This is a genomic window from Clostridium sp. UBA7791 (assembly GCF_002480755.1).
In the GTDB taxonomy this organism is placed as follows: domain Bacteria; phylum Bacillota; class Clostridia; order Clostridiales; family Clostridiaceae; genus Clostridium_J; species Clostridium_J sulfidigenes.
Map to the genome: position 1 here is coordinate 38,543 of NZ_DLCT01000013.1, position 25,808 is coordinate 64,350.

Here is a 25,808-nt window from a genome sequence, read left to right on the forward strand (position 1 = left end):
TCTGAATTTTAATCTTTACTTTATAATATATAAATTTATATAGTTTCAATCTCAACTTTTATTGCTGTAGCACCTTCTAGTTGAATCCATTTTAAATTCGCCTTGAATTCTGTAGTAACCTTATGTAAATTACATATATTTTCTATAACATAGGATCCTTTATTTTCAACATATTTATCTATTGCTACGTGATCTTTTCCATGTTGTATTCCACTTAGATCAATGCCTATTAATTTTACATTACAGTCTAATAATCTATCTATAAGCTCATTAGTTAAATATGGACTAGGCTTAGAATTAAAATATTCATCACTTCCATATCCATAGGTTTCTAAGTAACCCGTTCTAAATATTACAAAAGAACCTGCTTTAATTGATAAGTTTTCTAATATGTTAACGTCTATAATATCTATTTTCCTAGCATCTATTACCTTAACATCTATTTGTGGTGGTAATTCTATATTGGATAGATTGTAGCAATCTATATGAGTTCCTATATGTTGCCTTTGGTGTGTCGGCTGTGAGTCTCCCCACTTTAATATTTCTACCGGAATGTTAAAATCTGTTAAGTGTAAATTCATATTATATTTCTCCTTCTGTTTCTATTAGTTCGTCTAAATAACTATTAAATTTAATCAAGAAATTAGTTATAATTTTTTCTTCCTTCTTATCTACATTTTTAAAAAATATCCTATTTCTTGCTTCCCATTGCTTATGCTTTATTTCATGATATTTATATAACTCTTCACCTGACTCCGTTAATTTGAAATATATCTCCTTATCATTATTAGGATTTTTATATTTATCAATAAGATTACTATTAAGAAGCTTTTTAGTTATCTTACTAATAGCACCTCTTGTCATATTCATACTTTGGGATATTTTAGTAACATTAGGATTTTCTATTTTCCCTATTAAATCTATACAGTGTATTTCTGAAACCCCATAATTTTCATATTCACTACCCAAAGCCAACTTACCTAAAATCTCTTCCTTTTCATATATTTCTTTAAAACTTTTCATAATAATATTGATATTATCTACTTTAAACACCTCCATATTGTTTCCTTGCAAACAATACTATCATCTTTTTGTTTCCATGTCAACAATTTTGCACAAGTACTAATTTACTATTATAATTCCATTATTAATATAATTTAATAAAAGAAGCCATAAGCATAATTCTTCTTATAGCTTCTTTTAGGTCATTTTATATATTTTAGTAAAACCTCATCTAATTAAAAGCTCTACTCCTTATTAATTTTTATACTAGCCTTTATATACTTTTTCTATATCTAACTATAAAAGTACATTATTAATTTTATCATATTGAGTTAAAGTAACTGGCAATTCTCACAGTAATAAATGCTACCACCTAAATAATTTTCTTTTTTTATAATTTCACCACAAGAAACACAAGAAGAGCCTACACTATTTTTGCTCATCATAGTTTTATATCCACCATTGTTTCCATATAGATCCTTTTCTGTATCTCTTCCACCAAGTTCTGTCATTTTAGAAAGAACAGTTTTAATGGAAGTATATAAAACTTCCTTATTTTCATCCCTTAATGTATTAATTTTTCGTTTTGGATGAATTTTAGCCTGCCATAATATATCTTGTAGCACTCCATTTCCAAGGCCAGGTATTCGCTGCTCTGTAGCAAGAAATGCTTTTATACTTAGCTTCTGTAAATCCTGTGAGGATATCAGTTTATCAAAATAAGTTTCATTAAATTCATAAGAAAGTGGAGATGGTTTTTCCTTTGTAACCTGATAATAATTATTGGGAAACCCTTCTTTGGTATTAAAACACCATATTCCTCCATACATCTGAATTGATGCACTAACTTCAGATGAATCATTAAACTCTAACAGAAGTTGATGTTTGACCGGACGTTTTTCACCACTGCGCCTATATCTAAATCCTACCCCATCACCAATTAATATTGATGTATTATCAGCACTAATTTCAACCATACCTCCGTAGGCAGTTGCCATATTAATAGTCTTTCCTACAAGTATTTCATGGTATTTTTGTGGATCTCCATGATACCACGCAAACTTATGTGGATTATGAGCAGCAACAACATTCACAATCTTCTTTCCCCTAATTGTATTGTTAATCTGCCCTGCAAGTGTTAAAGCTTCCGGTATCTCAATCATTGTTATCCCTCCAATTATTTAAGACATAGTTTATCTAAATTTAGCTTTTCCAATTATTATTTATTATTCCATTATATACTTATCGTAAAGAAAATAAAAGAAAGAGAATCTCCATAATATGATGATTCTCTTTCTTTTATATTTAAAACATTTATTCATTTTCCTTAGTCTGTTTTACTAATTTAAGATTATATTTTTCTCTTATTATATTTTCTATTTCAAGAGCTATTTCAGGATTTTCTTTTAGATATAACTTAGAATTTTCTCTTCCTTGACCAAGTCTAGCATCTTTATAAGAAAACCAAGCTCCACTTTTTTCAACTATATCTTCCTTAACTGCTATATCAATAAGTGCACCTTCCTTTGAAATTCCTTCGTTGTACATTATATCGAATTCAGCTAGCTTAAAAGGCGGAGCAACCTTATTTTTAGTTACTTTTATCCTTGTTCTACTTCCAAGAATATCTTCCCCTACTTTTATAATATCTATTTTCCTTATATCAAGCCTAACTGATGAATAAAACTTCAGCGCTCTTCCACCTGTTGTTGTTTCAGGATTACCAAACATAATACCTATTTTTTCTCTTAGTTGGTTTATAAATATAACAACACATTTAGATTTATTAATTGATCCAGTTAGTTTTCTTAAGGCTTGTGACATTAACCTTGCCTGCAATCCTATATGAGAATCCCCCATGTCACCTTCTATTTCAGCTCTTGGAACAAGGGCAGCAACAGAGTCAACCACAAGGACATCTAAAGCATTTGATCTTACAAGCGCTTCAGCTATTTCCAGGCCTTGTTCTCCAGTATCAGGTTGAGAAATAATCAGATCATCAGTATTAACACCAAGTTTTTTTGCATAGGATGGATCCAAAGCATGTTCAGCATCGATATACGCCGCTGCACCACCACTTTTTTGAGCTTCTGCCACTATATGTAGTGCTACTGTTGTTTTACCAGAAGATTCTGGTCCATATATCTCCACTATTCTACCCTTTGGAACTCCTCCAACGCCAAGGGCTATATCTAAAGCAAGACATCCTGTTGGGATAGCTTCTATATCCATTGTTGAGGTTCCTCCAAGCTTCATTACGGAACCTTTTCCAAATTGTTTTTCTATATGGTTCATAACTGTTTCTATGGCCATACTTCTATCATTACTTATATTCATTTTTATCAACTACCCTTTCAAAAGCCCTTATAGCTTAAATTATGTCTCACTTTTTTAACTTCTACTGAGTAAAACAGCCCTCTTTAACATACACTTCTATTATGAACATATTTAGTAGTCATTTTCATTAATTAATCTAGCAACTTTTCTATTTATTACTTCAAAAGTTGTGTTTAATTTGAATGCCAATTCTGTAAACAATATACTTTGAATATTAGATAAAAGTTTGATATCTTGCTGATGAAATTTCCTTCCTTCTGCTTCAATTTTAAGCTTTTTTCTCATTAAAGTACTTATTACCTTAGAGATTTCTTTACGATCTCCATTCTTTACAACCTTAGAATATACTTGATTTCTTTCAGTACTAGCTTCTATCCACTCTACACCTGGCTCCCTAAAGGATTCTAAAAGTTCTTCTGCCTCTTCTTTGTTTACAAGCTGTAACATGGCTACCTTATCACTCTCAACTGGGACACTTATACTTAATGAACTATCGTCCACTGGGTGCAATTTATAGTAATTTCTTTTTTTACCCCCTATTATTTGTTCAAATATGTCATCTACACGGCAAATTCCATGGGCCGAATAAATTATTAATTCTCCAATATTAAACATTTCAATTTCTCCCTTGTTGTACTTTGTCAACTAAGTTGACTAATTTCATTGTACATTAAATTAAACAAATTGTCAATTAAATTGACAATTCTTAATGAATTATGTATATTATTTGTATATTATTTTAGCAAAGATAACGATTGGAGTGAAGCCATTGAATTCTGAATTACAAAACTTACATTTAATTGATTTAATAAGTGAGCGTCACGTTCTACTTCGTAGAATATGTGAAAAATCATGGAATGATAGTAGTGATATACATATTTCAAACTCTGAATGGTATATCATGGCAAGAATATATAATAAAAAACCAACTCTATCTTACGTTACAAAACATGTTGATATCTCTAGACAGGCAACTCATAAATTTGTAAAAAATCTTGAAGCAAAGGGCTTAATTGAAATTACAAATTCAACAAACAATAATAGGGATAAATGTTTGCAGTTGACTCCCTTAGGTGAAGAATGTTATGAGATAAATTTATCTCAAAAGGCAGCCATAGAGCAAACACTATGTGAGAAAATTGGAACTGATAAGGTAGAAATACTTAAAGATATGTTAAAATTAGAATGGGACATATAGCTAATAAAATAGCCTTATGCCTCTGCTAATGTGTTTTTATTATATCTTTAGAATCATAAAGCTATGCAATGACTCTATATTTATCAAAAACTACTGATTATTTTGCATCTTTTGCTTTTGCAAGTTTTGCTGCTGCTCTCTTTTCTGCAAGTAATATTTTTTTCTCTTCCTTTGCAGCTTTTTCAAGTATTTCTTTTTCCTGTTTTTCTTCATTTCTTTTCTCTTCTAGTTCAGCTTTTGACTGCTCTTGCTTTATATACAATTTTTCTAATATACTATTCTGAACTTCCTCATTTGCTGCTTCTAGAAACATTTTAAATGCTTCTGGATATGCGAAGGCTTTTACTCCAAGGTCATCTTGAAATTGCACTAATATCTTATCGCCCTCTACCTCTGTTATAACTCCTGATCCGAATTTAATATGATTAACTTGCTCATTTTTTATATTCATTCTTGACCGTCTCCTCTCTAATTTCAAACTAGTGTTTTAATAATTTTTACTTTCAGCCATTCTTCTTTCATGATATTTTTTCTTTTAAAATATCATTACCTATGGCATAAACCAACGACTCATATCTTTGTAAGAAACCTTATTATAAAAAAACTCAAAACCACCTTCAGATGGTCTTGAGTTTTCATACACACTGACAATATAATAATATCATTTTTACTTTTACTTGTCAAATTTACTTACCCATATGGTTACATAAGTATAAAAATTATCCAATATAATCTACCAATTGTTATATAATTCCATTTCCTTATTAATGAAATCCTCACAAGAACGCATAGCTAGAATTGTTTCTTCAAATAATTTATCTAATTCCCAGTCAAGGATTTCTGCTCCTTGTCTAATTACATCCCTTGAACATCCAGCAGCAAATTTCTTATCTTTGAACTTTTTCTTAAGACTTGAAAGTTCCATATCCATAACACTCCTAGATGGACGCATTCTTGCAGCTGCACCAATCAAACCAGTAAGTTCATCTACCGCAAATAATATTTTTTCCATCTCATGTTCTGATTTCGGTTGTTCTTCTGCACAAAGTCCATATCCATGGCTAGCTACTGCTCTTATTAATCTTTCATCAAGACCACGTTGTCTCATTATTTCTTGAGTTTTGCTACAATGTTGTTCTGGATACATTTCAAAATCTAAATCATGAAGCAATCCAACTCTAGACCAAAACTCTGCTTCATCTTCATATCCAAGTTTCTTTGCAAAGTAATTCATAACACCTTCTACTGTTAATGCATGCTGAATATGAAATCCTTCTTTATTGTATTCGGTAAGTAGTTCCAACGCTTCCTCTCTTGTTATCATCATAATATCCTCCTATAAAAACTTTATTAATAATATTATATTTTAAGAATATTACAAATACAAATAATATTAAAGAAGTATATCATATCTTATTTCTATTAATAATATTTAATATACTCCTATTATTAGAAATAACCCTTGGAATTTTAATTTGATTTTTTGATATTCCCTTCTTATATAAAGATTCCTTAATTGTATTGAAGGTATTTGGTTGTAAAAGTATTACCTTTACCATAGATAAATTCTTGTTATTTCTAGCTCTATCATAGGCTAAGTTAGAACTTCTAATCTCCTTATCCAAGGTTTCCGCTAATAATTTAATCTTATAATTAGATATACTATTTTTAAATTCAAAGTAAAACGTGTATCTTCCAGGTGTAATTGAGTTATCAGGCATTGTAGTATAGTCTACTAAGTTTAAATTTAATTTTTTTATTGTACTTTTTATAGAATTAGTTAAATGTTCTTCATTAGTTTTTTCAGATACCATATTCAACACTTGATTTTTCCTATATAAAAACTCCACTTCAGGACAATTATTATAAAATCCCACTACCTGAATAACATCACCCATTCTGTATCTATAAAGGCCTGCATAATTAGTAATAACTATTTCATACTTTGTCCCTATTTCTAGCTCTTCTAAACAAAGGGTGTTCTGACTATCTTCTTTTCCTTCCTTTTGTGGAATAAATTCATAAAATGCAGTGTCAGGGATAATTACATATCTTATCTTATTTGCATAAGGATTAATTCCAATCATAGCCTCAGTAGCTGCATAGGCTGGTGAATAAATTGGCAATGAATCAGTATAATAATTTACTTTATCATCATATATAGAAAAGTTTGCTCCAGTTACTGTGGCAATATATGATAAATTAGGCCATACTCTCCTACTTATACCCTTTAATCCTTTTCCAAATTCATACTCTAATTTATCAGCTCTACTAGCATCAGGAGAAAGAAGTGAATTTAACTTTTTTCTAGTGTTTTCATCAATATTCAAAATATTTCTTATACATCCTCTCCTTATATCTCTAACTAAATCCTGATGTTTACTTTCTAATATCCTAAATAAATCCAATATATTAGATATAAAAACTCCACTAATATATAAAAGATTAGTTTCTTTTAATGCAAATAGCAGATGAAGATAAAGGGAGGATTCCTTATCTTTTATTTTCATGACTTCTATTGGTGAAGTATATAAGTATGGTAATATAAATCTTATACCATTCATCCCTCCAGAAGTGGCAGAACATATTGGTACTCCTCCTTGGGTATAAGTTGTCATTACTATATCAGCTATCATTAAGCCTCTTCCATAATTCCAATTTTCTCTAAAGTTATCATAAGAAAACTTATTGGTAAGTAATGCCATATATTTTGAAGCAAGTTTTCTACTTGTTTTAGTAGATGGAATTAACTTTTGCTTTCCTGTGGTTCCTGATGTATGACCAAAGTATTCTACACCTTCACTTATTAAAATATTCTTTTCACCATTTGACATTCGTCTTATATAATTTTCGTAATAATCATATTGGGTTAATGGAACATGTTTTTTAAAATCATCTATGGAGTTGATATCTCGAAAATTAAACTTAATTCCGATTTCACTTTTGCAATTTTCTCTTAATATTTTCAATAACACTTCTGCATTGACTTTTTTGCAATTACTAGTTTCTTTATCAAACTTCTTTTTAACTAATCCCCCACCTTCAATGGCGATTTTGTACAAGACTTTGCTTATAAAGCTCGTAATAACACACTTCCTAAGTATTTGTATATATCTAATGTATGAAAAAATATAAAATGATGTTACACATTGATGGAGGCGAATTGCTTTAAATCCCATCCATGACTAAAAAAAGGACTGCAGTATATTACATTTTTTCAACACTTTCCATGCCTAATAAATCTAAGCATTGTTCTAATAAATCTTTAACTAAAGTAATAAGAACTAACCAAGAAATTTTTTTATTTTCATCTTCTTCATATAATATTCTTGTATCATTATAGAATTTATTAAAGTTATTTGATAATTCATAAACGTATTCACATATCTTATGTGGTGCACGTTCTCTAAAGCTCAGCTCAATTACTTCATTAAATTTAATTAATTGTAACATTAGGTTTCTTTCTGTATCACTTTGTGGTTCTAATACATTTTCCGTTAACTCAGATGTGTTAGCTTTATTTAAAATAGATTTAATTCTTACTATTGTATATAAAATATATGGTCCTGTATTTCCCTCAAAGGAAGCAAATCTATCTATATCAAATATATAATCCTTTGAAGCTTGATTTGATAAATCACCATATTTTAAAGCTGCTAAACCTACCTTTGATGAGATTTCTTCAACATCTCCTGCTGATATATTTTTATTACCTTTAAGCTTTTCTTTACCCGCTTCTTTAATTAAATTTATTAAATCTGCAAGCCTCATTACTCCACCTTCACGAGTTTTAAATGGTTTTCCATCTTTCCCATTCATTGTTCCAAAGCCTATAAAATCTAATTCTACATTCTCACCTGCAATTCCAGATTTTTTAGCTGCTCTAAAGAATTGCTCATAGTGAAGTCCTTGTCTTTTATCAGCTAAGTATATTATTTCATCAGCCTCATAGTTTCTAACTCTCTCTACAACTGTAGCCAAATCAGTTGTTCCATATAGTGATGCTCCATCTGATTTCAATAATAGTAATGGTGGAAGTACACTCTTATCCTCTTCCTTACTTACATCAATAACTAAGGCCCCTTCACTTTCATAGCAATATCCATTATCCTTTAAATATTTTATCATATCTGGAATAAACTTTTGTGCATCGCTTTCACCATTCCATAATTCAAAGTCAACATTTAATGCACCATAATTTTTCTTTAAATCATTAACAGAAACATTTAATATGTGTTTCCATAATGCTAGATATCCTTTTCTACCTTGTTGAAGCTCAACGGTAGCTTGTTTTGCTGCATTCATAACTTTTTCATCATTTTTAGCAAGGCTACTAGCATAAGGATATATTTCTTCTAATTCATCTATTGTGAATGGAGCTTCTTTTGGATACTCTCCAGTAAAACCTTCATTAAAATAAGGTAATTTTGGATTACGTCTTTCAACTTCAGAGATAACCATACCCATTTGAAGACCCCAATCACCTAAGTGAACATCTCCAATTACATCATGACCTATAAACTTAGCAATTCTTTTTATACTTTCTCCAATTATTGCTGATCTTAAATGACCTATATGTAAGGGCTTTGCAACATTTGCTCCACCATAATCTACAAATATTTTTTTAACTTTTGTAGCAGATGAAGTTCCAAACTTTTCATCATTATTCATCTTATTTACATAGTCAATTATTAATTTATCATTAACCGTTATATTAATAAACCCAGGTCCTGCAATTTCTAATTTAGAGAAAAACTTATTTTCTTTCAATTTTTCAATAACTTCTTGCGCTATGACACTGGGTGCCTTTTTGTATTTCTTAGCATTAGCTAAAGCACCATTGCATTGATACTGACATAAATCTGGTCTATTAGATACAGTTACCTTTCCTGATTCTTTATCATATCCTAGCTCTTCAAAAGTACTTTTTACTACATCACTTATTTCATCAATAAATATCTTCACACTATACCTCCTATTTTCTTACTAAATATAAATCTATGGTGTCATAAACATTTAAAACATTGCCATTTATAATAAATGCTAGTATCCTCATTAAATGTTAATCGCTTGTCCATATTATGCCCCTAGTAAAATATCTTATACGTATTTCTATCTCATCTCTTATCTTTTAAGTCTTACCTTAACAAGCAACTATTTCCTTTATCATAAACTCTTTTCCACATAATAGCTCCCATTCTTCACTTGTACAGCTTGGACACTTACTACTATTCTCAATGATATTAAAAACTTTTCTACATTTTCTACAGATTGCATTACCTGGTAATATTTCAATCTTTAATTTTGTGTCCTGTAATCTTGTACCATCTACTGCTACTGGATAACAAGATTCAATATATTTAGGAATCATTGAAGAAAGTTCTCCAATTTGTAAAACTATTGTATCTATTTTCTTTAATCCATTCTTTTCTGCGAAATTTTCAACAGTTTTAACCACTTCAATTACTACACCTAATTCATGCATTAAAATCACCCTTCTAATCTAGGTAAAAAGGTGGAGGCAACTATATGTTCCCTCACCTTTTCTCCTGTAATATGTCAATTATTTCGTTTTATTTTTAAGAATCTTTTGTGAATAACTTTTTAATCTTTCTAGCTGTGATTACACCTTTACGCTTAATTATATTTTTAACAATTATAGGTTTAAGCTTTTCAAGTGGTACACTTTGTGCATCATATTTTCTAAAAAGTGTAATAGCATCAAACTTACATCTAGTAGTACATGCACCACAGCCTATACATTGATATTCATCTGTAATTGTAGCACCACAGCCAAGGCAACGTTCTGTTTCCTTCATCACTTGCTCTTCAGTAAATGTAGGGCGTAAATCCTTAAAAGTTTCTTTTGATCTCGTTCCATCTACATGGTCTACTTTCTGCCTTGGTATGCGGTCATATCCTTGTAATGTTAAGTTTTCTTTATCAAGTGCAGAGTACTGTCTTCTATCTCTTCCAAGAACTAAGCTCTGTCCAGGTTGAACATAGCGATGAATTGAAATTGCACCTTCTTTACCCAAAGCAATGGCATCAATAGCAAACTTAGGACCTGTTAATACATCCCCACCAGCAAATACATCTGGCTCCCCTGTCTGTAGAGTGAAGGAATCTGCTTTCACTGTTTTGTTTGGATTCAATTCTATTTTGCTGTCTTCTAGTAATCTACCCCAATCCATTCCTTGACCTACTGAAATTAGAACATGATTTGCCTTCACAATCTTAGTGATTTCTTCATCAAATATAGGACTAAATTTCCCATTATCATCAAAAACTGAAAGACACTTTTTAAATTCTATGCCTATAACTTTCCCATTTTCTTCAAGGATTCGCTTTGGACCCCAAGAATTGTTAACTTCAATGCTTTCTGATAATGCTTCTTCAATTTCTTCTTCAAGGGCTGGCATTTCCTCTCGACTTTCAAGACAGAACATGTTAACCTTTGAAGCTCCAACTCTTGTAGCTGTTCTTGCAACATCAATAGCAACGTTACCGCCACCAATTACAACCACGTCTCCTTCAAGGTTTACCTCATTACCCAAGTTTACATTACGCAAGAAATCAACCCCTGTAATAACCCCTTCTGAATCTTCACCCTGGATACCAAGGTTTCTGCCTAACTGGGCACCGATTGCAATATAGAATGCTTCATATCCTTGACCTCTTAAGTATTTAAGACTTATGTCTTTACCTACTTCAATACCAGTTTTAAATTCTACTCCTAGTTCTCTTAAAATATCTATTTCTGCATTTATAACTTCTTTTTCTAATCTATAAGAAGGAATACCAAGGGTAAGCATACCACCAAGTACCTTTTGCTTTTCAAATACCGTTACCTTATAACCATCAAGAGCTAAATAAAAAGCACAAGAGAGACCTGAAGGACCAGCACCTATAACTGCAATTTTATTACCGTATTCATGTCTTAATTTTGGTACATAACGAGTATCCATTTTTAAATCTTGTTCAGCAATGAATTTTTTGATTTCATCTATAGCGACTGGTTCATCAATATCGCCTCTAGTACAAGCAGATTCGCATTTTCTTGGACAAATACGTCCGCATACTGCTGGAAATGGATTTTCATTCTTAATAAGTTCAAGCGCTTCTTTATATCTTCCTTGAGATGCTAGCTTAACATAGCCTTGAACAGAAATATGTGCTGGACATTGTGTTTTACAAGGACTTGTACCTGTATCAACAACATTTTTCTTGTTGATACGATGATCTACATTCCATTTATCTGGACCCCACTCTGTATTGTGGGCAAAGTCAACTCTCTTCTTCTCAATAATTGGTGTTTTAGCACATAATTTTTGACCTAATTTCAATGCATTAACTGGACAAACTTGAACACACTCTCCACAACCAACACATTTGTCTTTATCAACTCTTGATACATAATTTGAACGCACCATATCATTATTTAAGAACATTCCTGCAATTCTCGTAGCGTAACATGAACAGCCGCAACAGTTACAAATGGCATGAGTTTTTCCTGGACCATCTGCATTTGGCATTTGGTGCATTAAACCATTTTCTTCGGCTCTTTTAATGATTTCAAAAGCTTCTTCGCGGGTAATTGCTCTACCTCTTCCTGTTCGGATATAGTATTCAGCAGCATGACCAAGCTGAATACACATATCTTCCTTCAAGTGGCCGCAACCTTCTCCCATAGCTTCTCTTGATGTACGACAAGAACAATCCGAAACGGAGAAAACAGTATTTTCATTGAGATATTTAGAAACTTCCTCATAGGATGCTCTTTTTGTTTCACCTTGAATTGATGTTTCTATAGGAATAATACGCATAGGACCTGTTCCAACTGGAAAAATGCCTGCTGTTATAGGTGCTTTTTTTCTTCCATAGGCCTCAAAAGCCTCGGCAATTTGCTTATAATTCTCAACACTTTCCTTATGCGGGTGGTTAACTATCATTTCCATGTGTCCTGGAACCCAAATCTCAAACCAATACTTATCAATGCCATCTTCTTTACCAACGAAGCAAACACCAGCAAGGGCTAGTTCCCATAGAATTCTCTTTGTTTCCTCTAAAGATTTTCCACATAAAGCAGCAACTTCTTCTGCGCTCTTTGGTTTACGGAATTCAACGCAAAGTCCTACTTCTGCCATTTCTTCTGTAACAACTGGTTCCAAAATTTTATATTCTGGATCTTTAGGCTTTATTTCATTTTTCGAACCAGGTTTTATCTTACTTATATGATTGGCAAGTTCTAATACTTTTACTTTTACCATACCCATTCCCCCAATAATTTTTCAATATACCCTATTTTTTATTCCAATCTTTTACTTCATTACGTATCCAGTTAACCCAGTCATCAATTCCCTCACCAGTTCTAGCAGAGATTGGGATGACCTTAATATTGGGATTCAATTTTTTCACACGCTCTTTCACTGCTTCTAAATCAAAGTCAAAATAATCTATTGCATCTATCTTGTTAATTAATAAAACATCAACAATGGAAAACATTAAAGGATATTTTAAGGGCTTGTCATCTCCCTCTGGTATACTTAGTATCATTGCATTTTTTGATGCACCAGTATCAAATTCTGCTGGGCATACTAAGTTTCCTACATTTTCTAATATTACAAAATCAATATCTTCTGTTCCCAATCCATTTAGTCCTTGTTTAGTCATATCTGCATCCAGATGGCACATGCCACCGGTATGCAATTGTATTACCTTTGCACCAGTCTTTGAAACAGTATTAGCATCCACATCTGAGTCAATATCAGCTTCTAAGACCCCAATACTCATTTCATCTTTTAAAGCTTCAATTGTTCTTAAAACAGTTGTTGTTTTCCCTGACCCTGGTGATGACATTAAATTTAACAAAAAAGTCTTATCTTTTTTTAAATCTTCTCTAAGTAGTTCTGCTTGTTTATCATTGTTTTCGAAAACATTTTGCTTAATCTCGATAACTTTATACATATCCATACTATTTTACACCCCCATTTAATTTTTCTTTTTTACATTAAAACATAAAAAATATTACTTACAATAAAATTGTATCATGTAATCCATATTAATGAAATATATTCCCATATATGCTTTAATATGATATATCTTACTATATACTATCTGTTATTTTCTCTTTGATTATTTAAAAATTTTGTAGCATGATTACTACCAAAACTTTGAACATTTTATCTCCGTGGACTATTGACGATATTTCACCATGGTTATGGTTGGCTCGCATATATGTAAAACCTACTTTTCTATATAATTTATATCTTCACTGATAATTCAATCATTCATATTACTATCTCTCTCATGTGTTAATACTCCTTTGCAAAGTTCCTATTCATATATTATCTTAATCATCTAAAATTCTCTTTTAATACTAATATATATTCAATTTCAACTCACCACTTAAACTAACAAAAAAATCGCACCTACTTATGGTACGATTCCTCTCTTTATGTCTCAACTTAACTTTTTTAATTCTTCCATTAAATATGAAATTGCTTCTTCCTTTGTTCCAGGTTTATCATGTCCCAGAACATAAGTATTAAAATCAATTTCTTTAATTAGCTTAATAAAACACCCTAACTTATTCTTATCATATTGGCCATTATTATCATAGTGATCTTCACAATCTGCATCACCAATAAACACCACTTTTTCTTCGGGTACATAAATCAATACCGAATCTTCTGAATGAGGTGCTTCAATTTCAGTTATTTCGCAATAAATTCCACCCAAATCAATTTTTAAACTTCCGCTAAATTCTATATTTGCAGAAGTTACTTTTATATCTTGTCTGTTTGAATACTCTAATTTAATACATTTGTCACACATTTCAATATCTTTACCTGTTTCAAGTCTACTTTTCATATCATCATCAGACCATTGCCATGTTGCAACTTCTTTCAATTTTTTATTTGTCAATTGTCCAGCAATTGTCTTTCCTACTACTGAATGCATGCCAAATGTATGATCCCAATGCCAATGGGTAATCACTGTATAATCTGGTAAGTTCAAACCTGCATTATTTAATTCACAATAAAATTTTTCTACATGTTTAGATGAATTACCTGCATCGATAGCCAATGAATATTTATCTCCTTTGATATATCCAATAACTGGTCTATCAGTTTCTTCTTCTGCAGGTAAGTAATAAATTCTATTAGATATTTTTTTTAATTCCATAAACTAACTTCCTCTTCTTTCTTACTTATTAAAAAGTACTTTATATTTAGTTAGGTATAATAGCAGTTGAGGCATATCTACGTGTAATTAATATAAATAAGCTTTAATTATCTTATTTGAAATTTATGATATACATACTTACATTTTATAGCATAATATCCACACGAACAATATTATTTATATGTTTATTTTCTTATCTCCTAAGTTTAAAACATACCTCAATATTTTAGTTCTATAAATAACAGCAGGTATAGTCTTATTATCAGTTGTCAATCACATCATCAAAGTTTGGAATAAGTAGTTTATTGAAATTGCATGTACGAGCCGTTGTGGTAGCTTTTTTTATCTTTAATTCAATTTCATCAATTCCTCTTGCTCTAATAAATATAATAAGAATATCATCTTTATTTGTAGTTCTTACAGTAATATACCCTTTTTGTTAAAAACACAAAATAACATCCATTTTCAGGATGTTATTTTATATATTTACCTTATTTTATCCGATGACTATCAGCTCTAATACTCCCATCTTCTTCAAAGTGGGACTAAAGAGCTGTTATGTCCCTGGATAACGATTTCTAAAGCTTCATAGAAGCTAAGAACTCTGTTTATAATTCTTTATTCCTTATTTCATTACTGATTCTTTCTATTAAAGATTCTAATTTAAAAGTTCCTTCATCTCCATTTTTTCTACTACGTAGTGAAATTGTATTTTCTTTTTCTTCCTTTTCTCCTACAACAATAATATAAGGTATTCTTTCATTTCTAGCTTCTCTTATTTTATAGCCTATCTTTTCATCTCTATAGTCCATTTCAACTCTTATTCCATTTTCACTTAGCTTCTTTTTAATACTCTCTGAATACTCATTGAATTTATTTGATATAGGCAGTACCTTTACTTGAACCGGAGCAAGCCATGTTGGAAACTTTCCTGCAAAGTGTTCAATTAATATACCTACAAATCTTTCTATACTTCCATATATTACTCTATGAATAACTATTGGTCTATGTTTCTCATTATCACTTCCAATATACTCTAATTCAAACCTTTGAGGTAATTGAAAATCTAATTGAATTGTTCCACATTGCCATGTTCTTCCTATACTATCCTCAAGATGAAAATCTATCTTAGGACCATAAAATGCTCCATCACCTTCATTTATTTTATAGTCTAAACTTAATTCATCTAAAGCCCCTTTTAAGGAGTCTTCTGCTAATTCCCAGTCTTCATCACTTCCCATGGAATTATCTGGTCTTGTAGAAAGCTCGAGATTATACTTAAATCCAAATTTTGAATAAACTTTATCAATGAGCTCTATTACCCCTTTAATTTCTGATTTTATTTGATTTGGTAACATAAATATATGAGCATCATCCTGTGTAAAAGCTCTTACTCTCATAAGTCCATGTAATGCTCCTGAAAGTTCATGTCTATGAACTCTACCAAGTTCACCTACTCTCATTGGAAAATCTCTATAGGAATGAGCTTCAGATTTATATACTAACATTCCTCCTGGACAATTCATTGGCTTTAATGCAAATTCCTCATCATCAATAATTGAAGTATACATATTCTCTTTATAATGATCCCAGTGCCCAGAAACTTCCCATAATCTTTTATTAAGCATTATTGGAGTCTCGATCTCAACATAACCTGCTTCTGCATGCAAAGTCCTCCAAAAATCAATTAAAGTGTTTTTAAGAACTACTCCTTTAGGTAAGAAAAATGGAAATCCTACGCCTTCATCAACAAAGTTAAATAATTTTAGTTCTTTGCCTAATTTTCTGTGATCCCTTTTTTTAGCCTCCTCTACATTATGCAAATGAGTTTCAAGTAATGTATTATTTGCAAAGGCAACACCATATATTCTCTGTAGCATCTTATTGTTTTCATTGCCTCTCCAATATGCCCCAGCTACACTTGTTAGTTTAAAGGCTTTTACATACTTTGTAGATGGTATATGAGGTCCTCTACAAAGATCAATAAACTCTCCCTGCTTATATAGGGAAATTTTCTCTCCTTCCGGTAAGTCTCTTATAAGTTCAACTTTATAAGTTTCCCCTTTTTCCTCCATTAGCTTAATTGCGTCTTCTCTAGAAACATCTATTCTCTGAAATTTTAAATTTTCTTTAATTATGTTATTCATTTCTATTTCAATCTTATCTATATCTTCAGCAGATAAGGGACTTTCAATATCAAAATCATAATAATAACCATTTTTTATGGAAGGTCCTATAGCAAGTTTCGAATTACTATAAATTCTTTTTACTGCTTGAGCCATAATATGTGCAGTTGAATGTCTAATTACCTCAACAGCATTTTCATCATCATAGGTTAAAATATTTACCTGGTCATTATCTTTTAATTTGCAACTTAAATCAACCAAGGTTCCATTTACTTCACCTACTATTGCTGATTTAGCTAAATTTTTGCTGATTGAACTTGCAAGATCATAAACATTAGAATCATCACAAATTTCTTTTATTGAACCATCTTTAAGTTTTATACTTATCATACTTATCCCCTCCTTAACAAAAATTATTGAATTACTTTTATACGACAAAAAGCATCCGTCCCACCTTGGGACGAATGCATAACATCCATGGTTCCACCCAAATTGAATTAAAATAACTCAATTCATCTCAAATTTTATAACGGTATTTACCGATGGCATTTTACTAATATTAGCTAATCAGCCATAACTCTAGGGTTAGTTTTCTTATAGTCATATTTAGGAATGTTTACAGCCCAAAACACTCCCTCTCTATAAATTGTACTCTATAATACTCGTCCCTTTCATTGTTCATTTTGTTTTTAATTTTAAAGAGCTCTGTGCACTTCCTCTTATTGAAAACAATAATATCACTTTTGCAATATGTTGTAAAGAGTTTTCTTACTATTTTGATAAATTTGTTTTTAACGTTTTTAATTTACCCAATAATTCATTATATTCTTCATCCAGTTCAACTACATCATCCTTTTTTGATGGCATGGATAACCTTCCAACAACTTCTGAAAGACGATTTTGCAATATGAAAATTTCATTTTCAATTTTTTCTTTATCATTATATTTATTTTTATTTTTGCTTTCTAAATACTCATTATAATTACCTTTAAACATCTTAATTTTATGATTTTCTATAGTCATTATATTGTCTGCAATAGATTCTACAAATCTTCTATCGTGGGATACAAACAATAAAGTGTTATAATAATCTTTAAGTACATTTTCTACAACCTCAAGAGAGTTTATATCCATATAATTAGTGGGCTCATCTAATATAAGAAGATTTATATTTTGTAATAGCATTTTTGCAAAGGATACTTTAACTCGTTCTCCTCCACTTAATACACTTACTTTTTTATAAATATCTTCTCTTTTAAATAATAATCTTGCTAGTAGTATCCTAGCGAAAGTTTCATCATATATGCTACTTTCCATTACATTTTCTATAATAGTATAATTTTCTTTTAAAATGTCAATAGCTTGACTAAAGTATCCTATATTTGCTCCTTTAGCAATTCTAATAGATTTATCATTGTCCATTATCATCTTTATTAAAGTACTTTTTCCACATCCATTAGGACCAATGAGTGCTACCTTTGAGGTGTTATATATGCTAAATTCAGCATTATCTAGTATCATCTTCTTGTCAAATGCCTTAGTTATATTTTTACCCTCTATAACTATTTTACTATGGAGCTTATTTGAATCCTCAATGTCTAGCTTTATGTCCACTTGTTCTTTGGGTTTCTCTTTAACTTCAAGGTGATCTATTCTCTTTTCAATATTTTTCACCGCTCTTTCAATGTTTGCCCTGGCCTTTTGACCTCCCATCTTGTGAAGCCTAGCCTCAGAATTTCCCATTCGTTTAGGAGTAGTTTTTATACCTTTCATCCTTTGTTCTGCATGGATAATTACACTTTGAAGTCGCTTCTTTTCTTTTTTATACTCCTCATATTCAAATTCAGCTCGGTCTCTCTCCTTAGCTTTCAAAGCAGCATAATCACTGTAATTACCATAATATATTTTTATTCTTTCATCCTCTATTTCTAAAATCTTATTACATAACCTATCTAAGAAGTTTCTATCATGGGATATAAGAATTAGAGCTCCTTTATATTTTTCAAAACTTTTTTCCATAAGCTCAATGCCCTCTATATCCATATTGCTAGTAGGCTCATCTGCAAATATCAACTGGCTATTCTGACTTAGTGCATAAGCAAGTTTAAATCTAGTCTTTTCTCCTCCACTCATGTTCTCATTCCAAATACTTTCTACATTAAATCTAGAAGCCATTTCACTAGTTATTGATATACTTTCTGGTTCTTCTAACTGTGATATATATGAGTATGTTCCATATAACTTAACATGGCCTTCATCTGGATGCAATCTTTGGCACAATATATTAATTAATGTAGTTTTACCTACTCCATTTACACCTACAACACCTATTCTATCCTGGGAATATACCTTTAAATTTTCTATATCCAAGATGGATCTATGACCAAAACTTTTTTTAATATTACTACATTCAACTAATAACAAAAAATCCCCTCCTTATAACCTGGAGAGGATAGCATCGCAACTATATCATAACCTTTAATCTGCACTAAATAAAACCTTAAAATATATACAAAAAAATCAGTATATATTAGGATTCAAAGTCTTAATTAAGGTTAATAACACACTATATTGACAAACCATCAACAGTTACAAAAATACTATCCACTCACAAAATCAAATAAAATGCATAACAACAAAGCCTTTCTTGAGGCCTCATTCTAATTTTGATTTCTCATAAATAAAAGTGAATTATATTCTCATGTCTGCAAATACCTTGCCTTTCTTAAAATTGAGTTTTAAACTACTCAATGATAATTATATAAATGACTCATTGATATGTCAACTTATTTAATTCCAAACCTATCTCTGCAATCTATATGAAAATATCTCCAAAATATTTTCATATTCATGTATAATATATATTAGTTAATATACATTTGTATTTATAATATTAACAAGTTAAAAATTAAATTCCAAAATATAAAAATATAAAAGGAGTCAGCTATGTTGAAATATAAATGTTTAGTCCTTGACCATGACGATACCGTTGTTAGAAGTACACCTGAAATACATTTCCCAGTATTTAAAAATACCTTATTTAAAATTCGTCCAAATACAGAAATAACTCTAGATGAATTTATGATGTATTGTTTTGATCCTGGATTTAATTCTTTATGCTTTGATATTTTGAAGTTTACAGAGGAGGAAATGGAATATCAACTTACTACATGGAATGAGTACGTAAAAAACAATGTACCTGCTTTCTATACTGGATTCGAAAGAATTATTCAAAGGCAAAAAGAAGAAGATGGACTAGTTTGTGTTGTCTCTCATTCCTACAGTGAAAACATAAATCGTGATTATTTAGAGAATTGTAGTCTTGCTCCAGACATGATTTTCGGATGGGAACGCTGTGAAGAAGAGCGTAAGCCTAATCCATATCCTCTTCAGGAAATTATGCGTAAATATGATCTTAAACCTAATGAACTTATAATGATTGATGATTTAAAGCCAGGCTTTGATATGGCAAAGAGTTGTAATGTAGATTTTGCTAGTGCTGGATGGTCACACACAAATAGCTTAATTATAGAATTTATGAAAAAAAACTGTGATTATTATTTTAATAAGGTTGAGGAACTTGAAAAGTTTTTATTTGAATAACATTAATCCAAAAGTTAATGAATAGATATCTCTTTCCAGAAGGTGTACATGGAACTTTTTTTCAGTACTGTATTATAATAAAATAATAAATACCTCTGCCAAATAACTATGGCAGAAGTATTTATTTTGCTACTATCTAGTAGGTAGAATTTTACTCACTCCCTCAACAGCTTTTTTATGCGTCTTTTTACTACGTTTGGTTCCAAAATTGCTTCCCTTCTTTTACCTGTTGATTTATACAAAACAGTAATGTTTTTACTTATGCGTTCATACATCCTTACAAAAAATAAAATTTACTAAAATCCACACAATTACCCCCTAACTTCTTATCCTCAATAATATTATTATTCATATTTATCCAACTGTTACATTTACCAATGATAATTGCATCACTAGATACTACATTTTCTTTTGTTTCTAATATACTATCCACATTGTTAATAATCTCAACCTCCACTTCAAATTGTAAATTTCCTAGCAAGTCTAAGATTCTCATCTTCAGTCTCCCTGAATTCGAAACTGGTTTATCTAAATAGAATATAGCTTTATTAACTTTATATTGTCCTAATCTTTCACCTAGTAGTTTAATTGCTATATCTGTTTTATCTATGACTGAATATGTACCCCGAAGTCCTGCTAAATCTCTTATTGTACCATCCATTGACTTTATAATTAGTGAATTAGAAAGTGCAACTTCTAGAGTTATTATTGTATTAAAACCATCTATGTTAACTGTTTTACCAGATAAAGAATCAGTAACTTCTTTAGATTTTCTATTTGTAACATCTTCACTTTTAGAAATTCCCCTGACTAATGCAAGCCTCTGCCTTTCAGATAAAAGATAGTGATTTCCTATAAAAGTTGATGCTCCCTTTATGTTATATCCCCTATTTAATAGAAACAAAAGCTCTTCTCCTGCCTTTTGTAATTTACATCTGTATTCATCTCCAAATTCCTTTTCATCCCTTGGGACATATCCTCTTCTAGTAGTTTTACTCAATATCTTCACCTTACTTTCAACAGTAATATATTTCGTGTTATTACCTTGCAATGGCCTTTTCTACTACCTTTCTTTTTCACCATTCATTATGCTCCACATTATAAGGATTATTCATCTCATTTGTATGGAATCTATTAAATTGATAAATACTTTAATATGTGTTACTATTAGGCGTTGAATAAAGGATGAAAGGTATGAGTAAATGAATTTTAAAGAATTAGGAATTAGTACAAATATAATAGATATATTAAATAAGTCTGGGATAAAAGATCCAACTGATATTCAAAGAGAAAGTATTCCATATATTAAAGATGGAAAAGACCTTATAGCTGAAGCTCAAACTGGCACAGGTAAAACTTTAGCATTTCTATTGCCCATTTTTGAAAATATTAATCCGAACCTTGATGCTACACAAGTGTTAATACTGACTCCAACCCGTGAGTTAGCCATTCAAATTACTAACGAGGCCTCTAAATTAGCTGAGAGCGTAAACATAAATATTTTAGCTGCTTATGGTGGAAAAGATATAGGTTCCCAATTAAATAAGCTTAAGGGAAGCATTCACTTAATAATAGCTACCCCTGGAAGACTTCTTGACCATCTTGAGAGAAAATCAATCAATTTATCTAAGCTTAAAACCTTTGTTCTTGATGAGGCAGATCAAATGCTACTTATGGGTTTTAAAAATGAAGTAGAAAATATAATTAAGCATACCCCTAAAAACCATCAAACATTATGTTTTTCTGCTACTATGGATTCTTCTGTTAAAAAACTTGCTTATAAATATATGAAAGATCCTATTGTGGTGTCTGTAAAAAAAGAAAGCATAACTCTTTCTACTATAAATCAAGAAATCGTTGAAACTACAGATCGCTTAAAGCAAGATTCTCTCTTCAAAGCTCTTGAAGAAGATAACCCATTTATGGCAATAATCTTCTGCAGAACTAAAAGAAGAGCCGATGCTCTTGAAATGGCTATGGGTAAAAGAAAATTTAATTGCGAGAAAATTCATAGCGATGTTCCTCAAAATAAAAGAGAAAGAATCATGAAGTCCTTTAGAAATGCGGATATTCAATATCTAATTGCAACGGATGTAGCTGCAAGAGGTATTGACATTTCTGGTATTACTCACATATATAACTATGACATTCCAGAATCTCCAGAAAGCTATATTCATAGAATTGGTAGAACAGCTAGAGCTGGTGAAAGTGGTTATACTTGCTGTTTTATGGACCCAAAAGATACCTATTTACTTGAAAAAATTGAAGAAAAAATAGGATTTAAAATTTCTAGAAGAAATATAGATTTAGTGTAACTTGAAATTTAACATGATATAAAATAATAAGGTACTAGGGGATTTATTTCCCTCAGTACCTATCTTTAAATTATATTTTTTACATTTATATTAACCCAAGTTTAATTCCACATTTTTCAAATGGTTAACATCAAAAATAAAGGTTTCTATTTTTATTATTAATCATATTGTATATAACTTCATCTATCTCTAATAATTATTATTAGATAAATTTTTTTATTAAATCAAGGTTATTCTTTAAACGCTTATTACTAGGTGATATTTCAACTGCTTTTGTTATATAATAATATGACTTCTTGTAAAGTTGTAAATTAAAACAAGCAATGGAAGCAAGATCATATGGTTCTGAACCCCATGGTCCTGGTTCATTAATATAAGATAACGGTCTATCTTCTATTTTAAGTGCACATTCTATCATATAAAGCACCCCTGACCATTCTTGTAATCTATATAATAAATTTGCCATATCTACATAGGGTTCTCTCAAATTAGGTTCCTCTAAAATGGATTTGGCAAACCATTCCTTAGCTTTACTAATATCTCCTTTCTCCATATAAGATTTTGCTATATATCTCATAGAAGCAGAACGTTCAGCTTTCCATAATGCTGTTGGTAATTCTAGGTGCTTTAATAATGTACTAATACATTTATCCCACATCTCCATGTACATATATTCTCTACCTAAATAGTGTAAGTTTCTATCATCAGTTGGATCTTCTTGTACCGACAATTCAAGAAGACCTAAATATTGTGCCCTAGATTTTGATTTTTCGGGATAGTGATTTAGTTGTATTTTGGGTTCAGTACTAACAATATATTGTTGATCACCATAATAATTCAAAACTTCATGAACAGGATGAACCCATTTAAAGCCATTACGTGCATGAATTTTTTCGTATAAAAATACATATCCTTCATTTCCATCTTCATCAAAATTCCAAGTATATCTATATCGTAACTGTTGAGTATTCTCTTTCCATGCATTCTCAACCTTTTCTCTCCAACCCTTTTCAAATACCTCATCTAAATCTGTGCATACACAAATATCAGTGTCTTCTGGCACTAGTTCTAACGATTTATTTCTTGCTACATCAAACCTCCATGGATTAAAAATTTCTTTATATACATTTACTCCTAATTCTTTCAGCTTGTTTACTGTATTATCTGTTGAACCAGTATCTAAAACTATTATACTATCAGCTTCAGACATTGAGTCTACCCATCTTTCTACGAACTGTTCTTCATTTTTACATATTGCATATACACAAATTTTATATGAATTCATCATAAAACACCTCACTATGCTCTAAAATCTTTACAATTTATACATTTATTTTTATAATCTTTAAGTATTTCTATTACTATCTTTAAATTTAGCTGGGGTTATTATAACCCCAGCTGAGTAAATTTTATAGGTGTACGCTAACTATTGATAAAGATGCACGAACATTTGCGTCTGTAGCCAGCAATACTGAACTCGTACTTATATTGGTTAAGTTAATTGTATCTCCAACAGCTCCATTTATTATTACAAATCCAGAAATTTGATCTCTTACATTACTAGGATTACTTGCTGGCCCCTGTATGGACCCATTTTGCAAGACTGCAAAAGAAACATAACTTGCTGTTGTTCTCTCATAAGAAACCCACCAACTAATGTAGTAAATTCCTGCTCTGTTAATAGTAATAGTTGTGTTTGTATTCCAAACTAAATCTCCATCATAATTTGCATTAATAGCATCAAATATGATTGGAGCATTTGCTAGAACTTCTTGTTGAAGATTTCTAGAAACTTGAAGTCCTCTTAATTGTGAATTTCCACCAGTAGGGCCTGTTGGTCCTTGTGGTCCTGTTGGCCCTTGTGCTCCCGTTGCTCCTTGTGGCCCTGTCGCTCCTGTTGCTCCAATCGGTCCTTGTGGGCCTGTTGGACCTTGAGCTCCTGTTGCTCCTTGTGGCCCTGTCGCTCCTGTTGCTCCAATCGGTCCTTGTGGGCCTGTTGGGCCTTGAGCTCCTGTTGCTCCTGTTGCTCCTTGCGGTCCTGTTGGACCTTGAATTCCAGTTAACCCTATTGGTCCTATTGGGCCTGTTGGGCCTTGAGCTCCTGTTGCTCCTGTTGCTCCCGTTGCTCCAATCGGTCCTTGTGGACCTGTTGGACCTTGAGCTCCTGTTGCTCCTGTTAGTCCTTGTGGGCCTGTAGAACCAGTTGCCCCCGCTGCTCCTGTTGCTCCTTGTGGCCCTTGTGGTCCTGTTGGGCCTGTTGCTCCTGTTGCTCCTGTTGCTCCTGTTGCTCCTGTCGCTCCTGTTGCTCCTTGTGGGCCTTGTGGACCTGTTGGACCTTGCGCACCTGTTGCACCTGTTGCTCCCATTGCTCCTTGCTGGCCTGTTGGGCCTATTGGTCCTTGTGGGCCTGTTGGGCCTCGCGATCCTGTTGCTCCTTGGGCTCCTGTTGCTCCCGTTGCTCCTGTTGCTCCCATTGGCCCTGTTGGACCTTGAGCTCCTGTCGCTCCTGTTGCTCCCATTGCTCCCTGTGGTCCTGTTGGCCCTATTGGTCCTTGTGGACCTGTTGGACCTTGCGCACCGGTTGCTCCTGTTGCTCCTGTTGCTCCTGTTGCTCCTGTCGCTCCTGTTGCTCCTTGTGGGCCTGTTGGGCCTTGAGCTCCTGTCGCACCCGTTGCTCCCATTGCTCCTTGTGGGCCTGTTGGGCCTATTGGACCTTGTGGCCCCGTTGGGCCTTGAGCTCCTGTTGCTCCTGTTGCTCCAGCTGCTCCTGTTGCTCCTGTTGTTCCTGTCGCTCCTGTTGCTCCTGTTGCTCCTTGTGGGCCTGTTGGTCCTTGAGCTCCTGTTGCTCCTGTTGCTCCCGTTGCTCCTGTTGCTCCTTGTGGGCCTGTTGGTCCTTGTAATCCCATGTAACCTCTTGGACCTTGTGGGCCTGTTGGTCCTTGAGCTCCAGTTGAACCTGTTGCTCCTATTGGACCTGTTGGTCCTTGTGCACCTGTCGCACCTGTTGCTCCTTGTGGGCCTGTTGGTCCTTGTAATCCC

At 32.0% G+C, this 25,808-nt stretch carries 21 protein-coding genes and 1 other annotated feature; of the genes, 3 read left to right on the forward strand and 18 right to left on the reverse strand.

Features of this window, described 5'->3' with window-relative positions; genetic code table 11:
* Positions 1 to 35: 35 nt before the first annotated feature.
* The 5 genes from B3Z56_RS15645 to B3Z56_RS15665 all read right to left on the reverse strand — a co-directional run bounded on the left by B3Z56_RS15645 (position 36) and on the right by B3Z56_RS15665 (position 3,954).
* A complete protein-coding gene (locus B3Z56_RS15645; RefSeq protein ID WP_346846668.1) occupies positions 36 to 581 on the reverse strand; it encodes a cyclase family protein in 546 nt (181 codons plus the stop codon).
* Between the two features lies 1 nt (position 582).
* Entirely contained in the window at positions 583 to 1,053 is a 471-nt protein-coding gene (locus B3Z56_RS15650; protein ID WP_346877184.1) for a MarR family transcriptional regulator, read from the reverse strand.
* Positions 1,054 to 1,334: 281 nt separating this feature from the next.
* Positions 1,335 to 2,165, reverse strand: coding sequence for an endonuclease VIII (locus B3Z56_RS15655; protein WP_346879154.1), 831 nt, complete (start codon positions 2,163 to 2,165; stop codon positions 1,335 to 1,337).
* A 151-nt stretch (positions 2,166 to 2,316) separates the two neighbouring features.
* Positions 2,317 to 3,339: a recombinase RecA gene (recA, locus tag B3Z56_RS15660; protein ID WP_346846666.1), complete on the reverse strand. Its 1,023-nt coding sequence runs from the start codon at positions 3,337 to 3,339 to the stop codon at positions 2,317 to 2,319.
* Positions 3,340 to 3,450: 111 nt separating this feature from the next.
* On the reverse strand, positions 3,451 to 3,954 hold the full coding sequence (locus B3Z56_RS15665; RefSeq protein WP_346879155.1) for a CarD family transcriptional regulator: 504 nt from the start codon (positions 3,952 to 3,954) through the stop codon (positions 3,451 to 3,453).
* A 154-nt stretch (positions 3,955 to 4,108) separates the two neighbouring features.
* Between B3Z56_RS15665 and B3Z56_RS15670 the strand changes: the two genes are divergently transcribed.
* Complete coding sequence (locus B3Z56_RS15670; RefSeq protein WP_346846664.1) at positions 4,109 to 4,537, forward strand: MarR family winged helix-turn-helix transcriptional regulator; 429 nt, start codon at positions 4,109 to 4,111, stop codon at positions 4,535 to 4,537.
* Between the two features lie 97 nt (positions 4,538 to 4,634).
* On the opposite strand, the gene B3Z56_RS15675 is transcribed toward B3Z56_RS15670, so the two are convergent.
* From B3Z56_RS15675 to abc-f, 10 genes are all read right to left on the reverse strand, one after another.
* Positions 4,635 to 4,988, reverse strand: a complete 354-nt coding sequence (locus B3Z56_RS15675; RefSeq protein ID WP_346846663.1) for a hypothetical protein — start codon at positions 4,986 to 4,988, stop codon at positions 4,635 to 4,637.
* 282 nt (positions 4,989 to 5,270) lie between these two features.
* Positions 5,271 to 5,861, reverse strand: a complete 591-nt coding sequence (locus tag B3Z56_RS15680; protein WP_346879355.1) for an HDIG domain-containing metalloprotein — start codon at positions 5,859 to 5,861, stop codon at positions 5,271 to 5,273.
* Between the two features lie 82 nt (positions 5,862 to 5,943).
* Positions 5,944 to 7,599 (reverse strand): GH3 auxin-responsive promoter family protein, encoded by a 1,656-nt coding sequence (locus B3Z56_RS15685; RefSeq protein WP_346879156.1) that lies wholly within the window; start codon positions 7,597 to 7,599, stop codon positions 5,944 to 5,946.
* A 145-nt stretch (positions 7,600 to 7,744) separates the two neighbouring features.
* Positions 7,745 to 9,502 (reverse strand): arginine--tRNA ligase, encoded by a 1,758-nt coding sequence (gene argS, locus B3Z56_RS15690; protein WP_346879157.1) that lies wholly within the window; start codon positions 9,500 to 9,502, stop codon positions 7,745 to 7,747.
* Positions 9,503 to 9,680: 178 nt separating this feature from the next.
* Positions 9,681 to 10,022, reverse strand: a complete 342-nt coding sequence (locus B3Z56_RS15695) for a hydrogenase/urease maturation nickel metallochaperone HypA (protein ID WP_150843686.1) — start codon at positions 10,020 to 10,022, stop codon at positions 9,681 to 9,683.
* A 94-nt stretch (positions 10,023 to 10,116) separates the two neighbouring features.
* On the reverse strand, positions 10,117 to 12,807 hold the full coding sequence (locus B3Z56_RS15700; protein WP_346879158.1) for an FAD-dependent oxidoreductase: 2,691 nt from the start codon (positions 12,805 to 12,807) through the stop codon (positions 10,117 to 10,119).
* A gap of 31 nt (positions 12,808 to 12,838) precedes the next feature.
* Entirely contained in the window at positions 12,839 to 13,510 is a 672-nt protein-coding gene (gene hypB / locus B3Z56_RS15705; RefSeq protein ID WP_346846659.1) for a hydrogenase nickel incorporation protein HypB, read from the reverse strand.
* Between the two features lie 489 nt (positions 13,511 to 13,999).
* On the reverse strand, positions 14,000 to 14,725 hold the full coding sequence (locus B3Z56_RS15710) for an MBL fold metallo-hydrolase (RefSeq protein ID WP_346879159.1): 726 nt from the start codon (positions 14,723 to 14,725) through the stop codon (positions 14,000 to 14,002).
* Between the two features lie 608 nt (positions 14,726 to 15,333).
* The gene (thrS, locus tag B3Z56_RS15715; RefSeq protein ID WP_346879160.1) at positions 15,334 to 17,241 is read right to left on the reverse strand and encodes a threonine--tRNA ligase; all 1,908 of its coding nucleotides are present in this window, start codon (positions 17,239 to 17,241) and stop codon (positions 15,334 to 15,336) included.
* A gap of 63 nt (positions 17,242 to 17,304) precedes the next feature.
* Positions 17,305 to 17,535, reverse strand: a binding site (T-box leader).
* A gap of 87 nt (positions 17,536 to 17,622) precedes the next feature.
* Complete coding sequence (gene abc-f, locus B3Z56_RS15720; RefSeq protein WP_346879161.1) at positions 17,623 to 19,275, reverse strand: ribosomal protection-like ABC-F family protein; 1,653 nt, start codon at positions 19,273 to 19,275, stop codon at positions 17,623 to 17,625.
* A 522-nt stretch (positions 19,276 to 19,797) separates the two neighbouring features.
* Between abc-f and B3Z56_RS15725 the strand changes: the two genes are divergently transcribed.
* A complete protein-coding gene (locus B3Z56_RS15725; protein WP_346879162.1) occupies positions 19,798 to 20,454 on the forward strand; it encodes an HAD family hydrolase in 657 nt (218 codons plus the stop codon).
* A 277-nt stretch (positions 20,455 to 20,731) separates the two neighbouring features.
* Here B3Z56_RS15725 and B3Z56_RS15730 read toward each other — a convergent pair whose 3' ends face one another.
* The gene (locus B3Z56_RS15730) at positions 20,732 to 21,454 is read right to left on the reverse strand and encodes a DUF434 domain-containing protein (protein WP_346846903.1); all 723 of its coding nucleotides are present in this window, start codon (positions 21,452 to 21,454) and stop codon (positions 20,732 to 20,734) included.
* A gap of 202 nt (positions 21,455 to 21,656) precedes the next feature.
* Between B3Z56_RS15730 and B3Z56_RS15735 the strand changes: the two genes are divergently transcribed.
* A complete protein-coding gene (locus tag B3Z56_RS15735; RefSeq protein WP_346846653.1) occupies positions 21,657 to 22,769 on the forward strand; it encodes a DEAD/DEAH box helicase in 1,113 nt (370 codons plus the stop codon).
* Positions 22,770 to 22,971: 202 nt separating this feature from the next.
* On the opposite strand, the gene B3Z56_RS15740 is transcribed toward B3Z56_RS15735, so the two are convergent.
* Positions 22,972 to 24,057, reverse strand: a complete 1,086-nt coding sequence (locus B3Z56_RS15740) for a glycosyltransferase (protein ID WP_346846652.1) — start codon at positions 24,055 to 24,057, stop codon at positions 22,972 to 22,974.
* A gap of 121 nt (positions 24,058 to 24,178) precedes the next feature.
* The gene (locus B3Z56_RS15745; RefSeq protein WP_414633090.1) at positions 24,179 to 25,675 is read right to left on the reverse strand and encodes an exosporium protein; all 1,497 of its coding nucleotides are present in this window, start codon (positions 25,673 to 25,675) and stop codon (positions 24,179 to 24,181) included.
* Positions 25,676 to 25,808 lie beyond the last annotated feature (133 nt).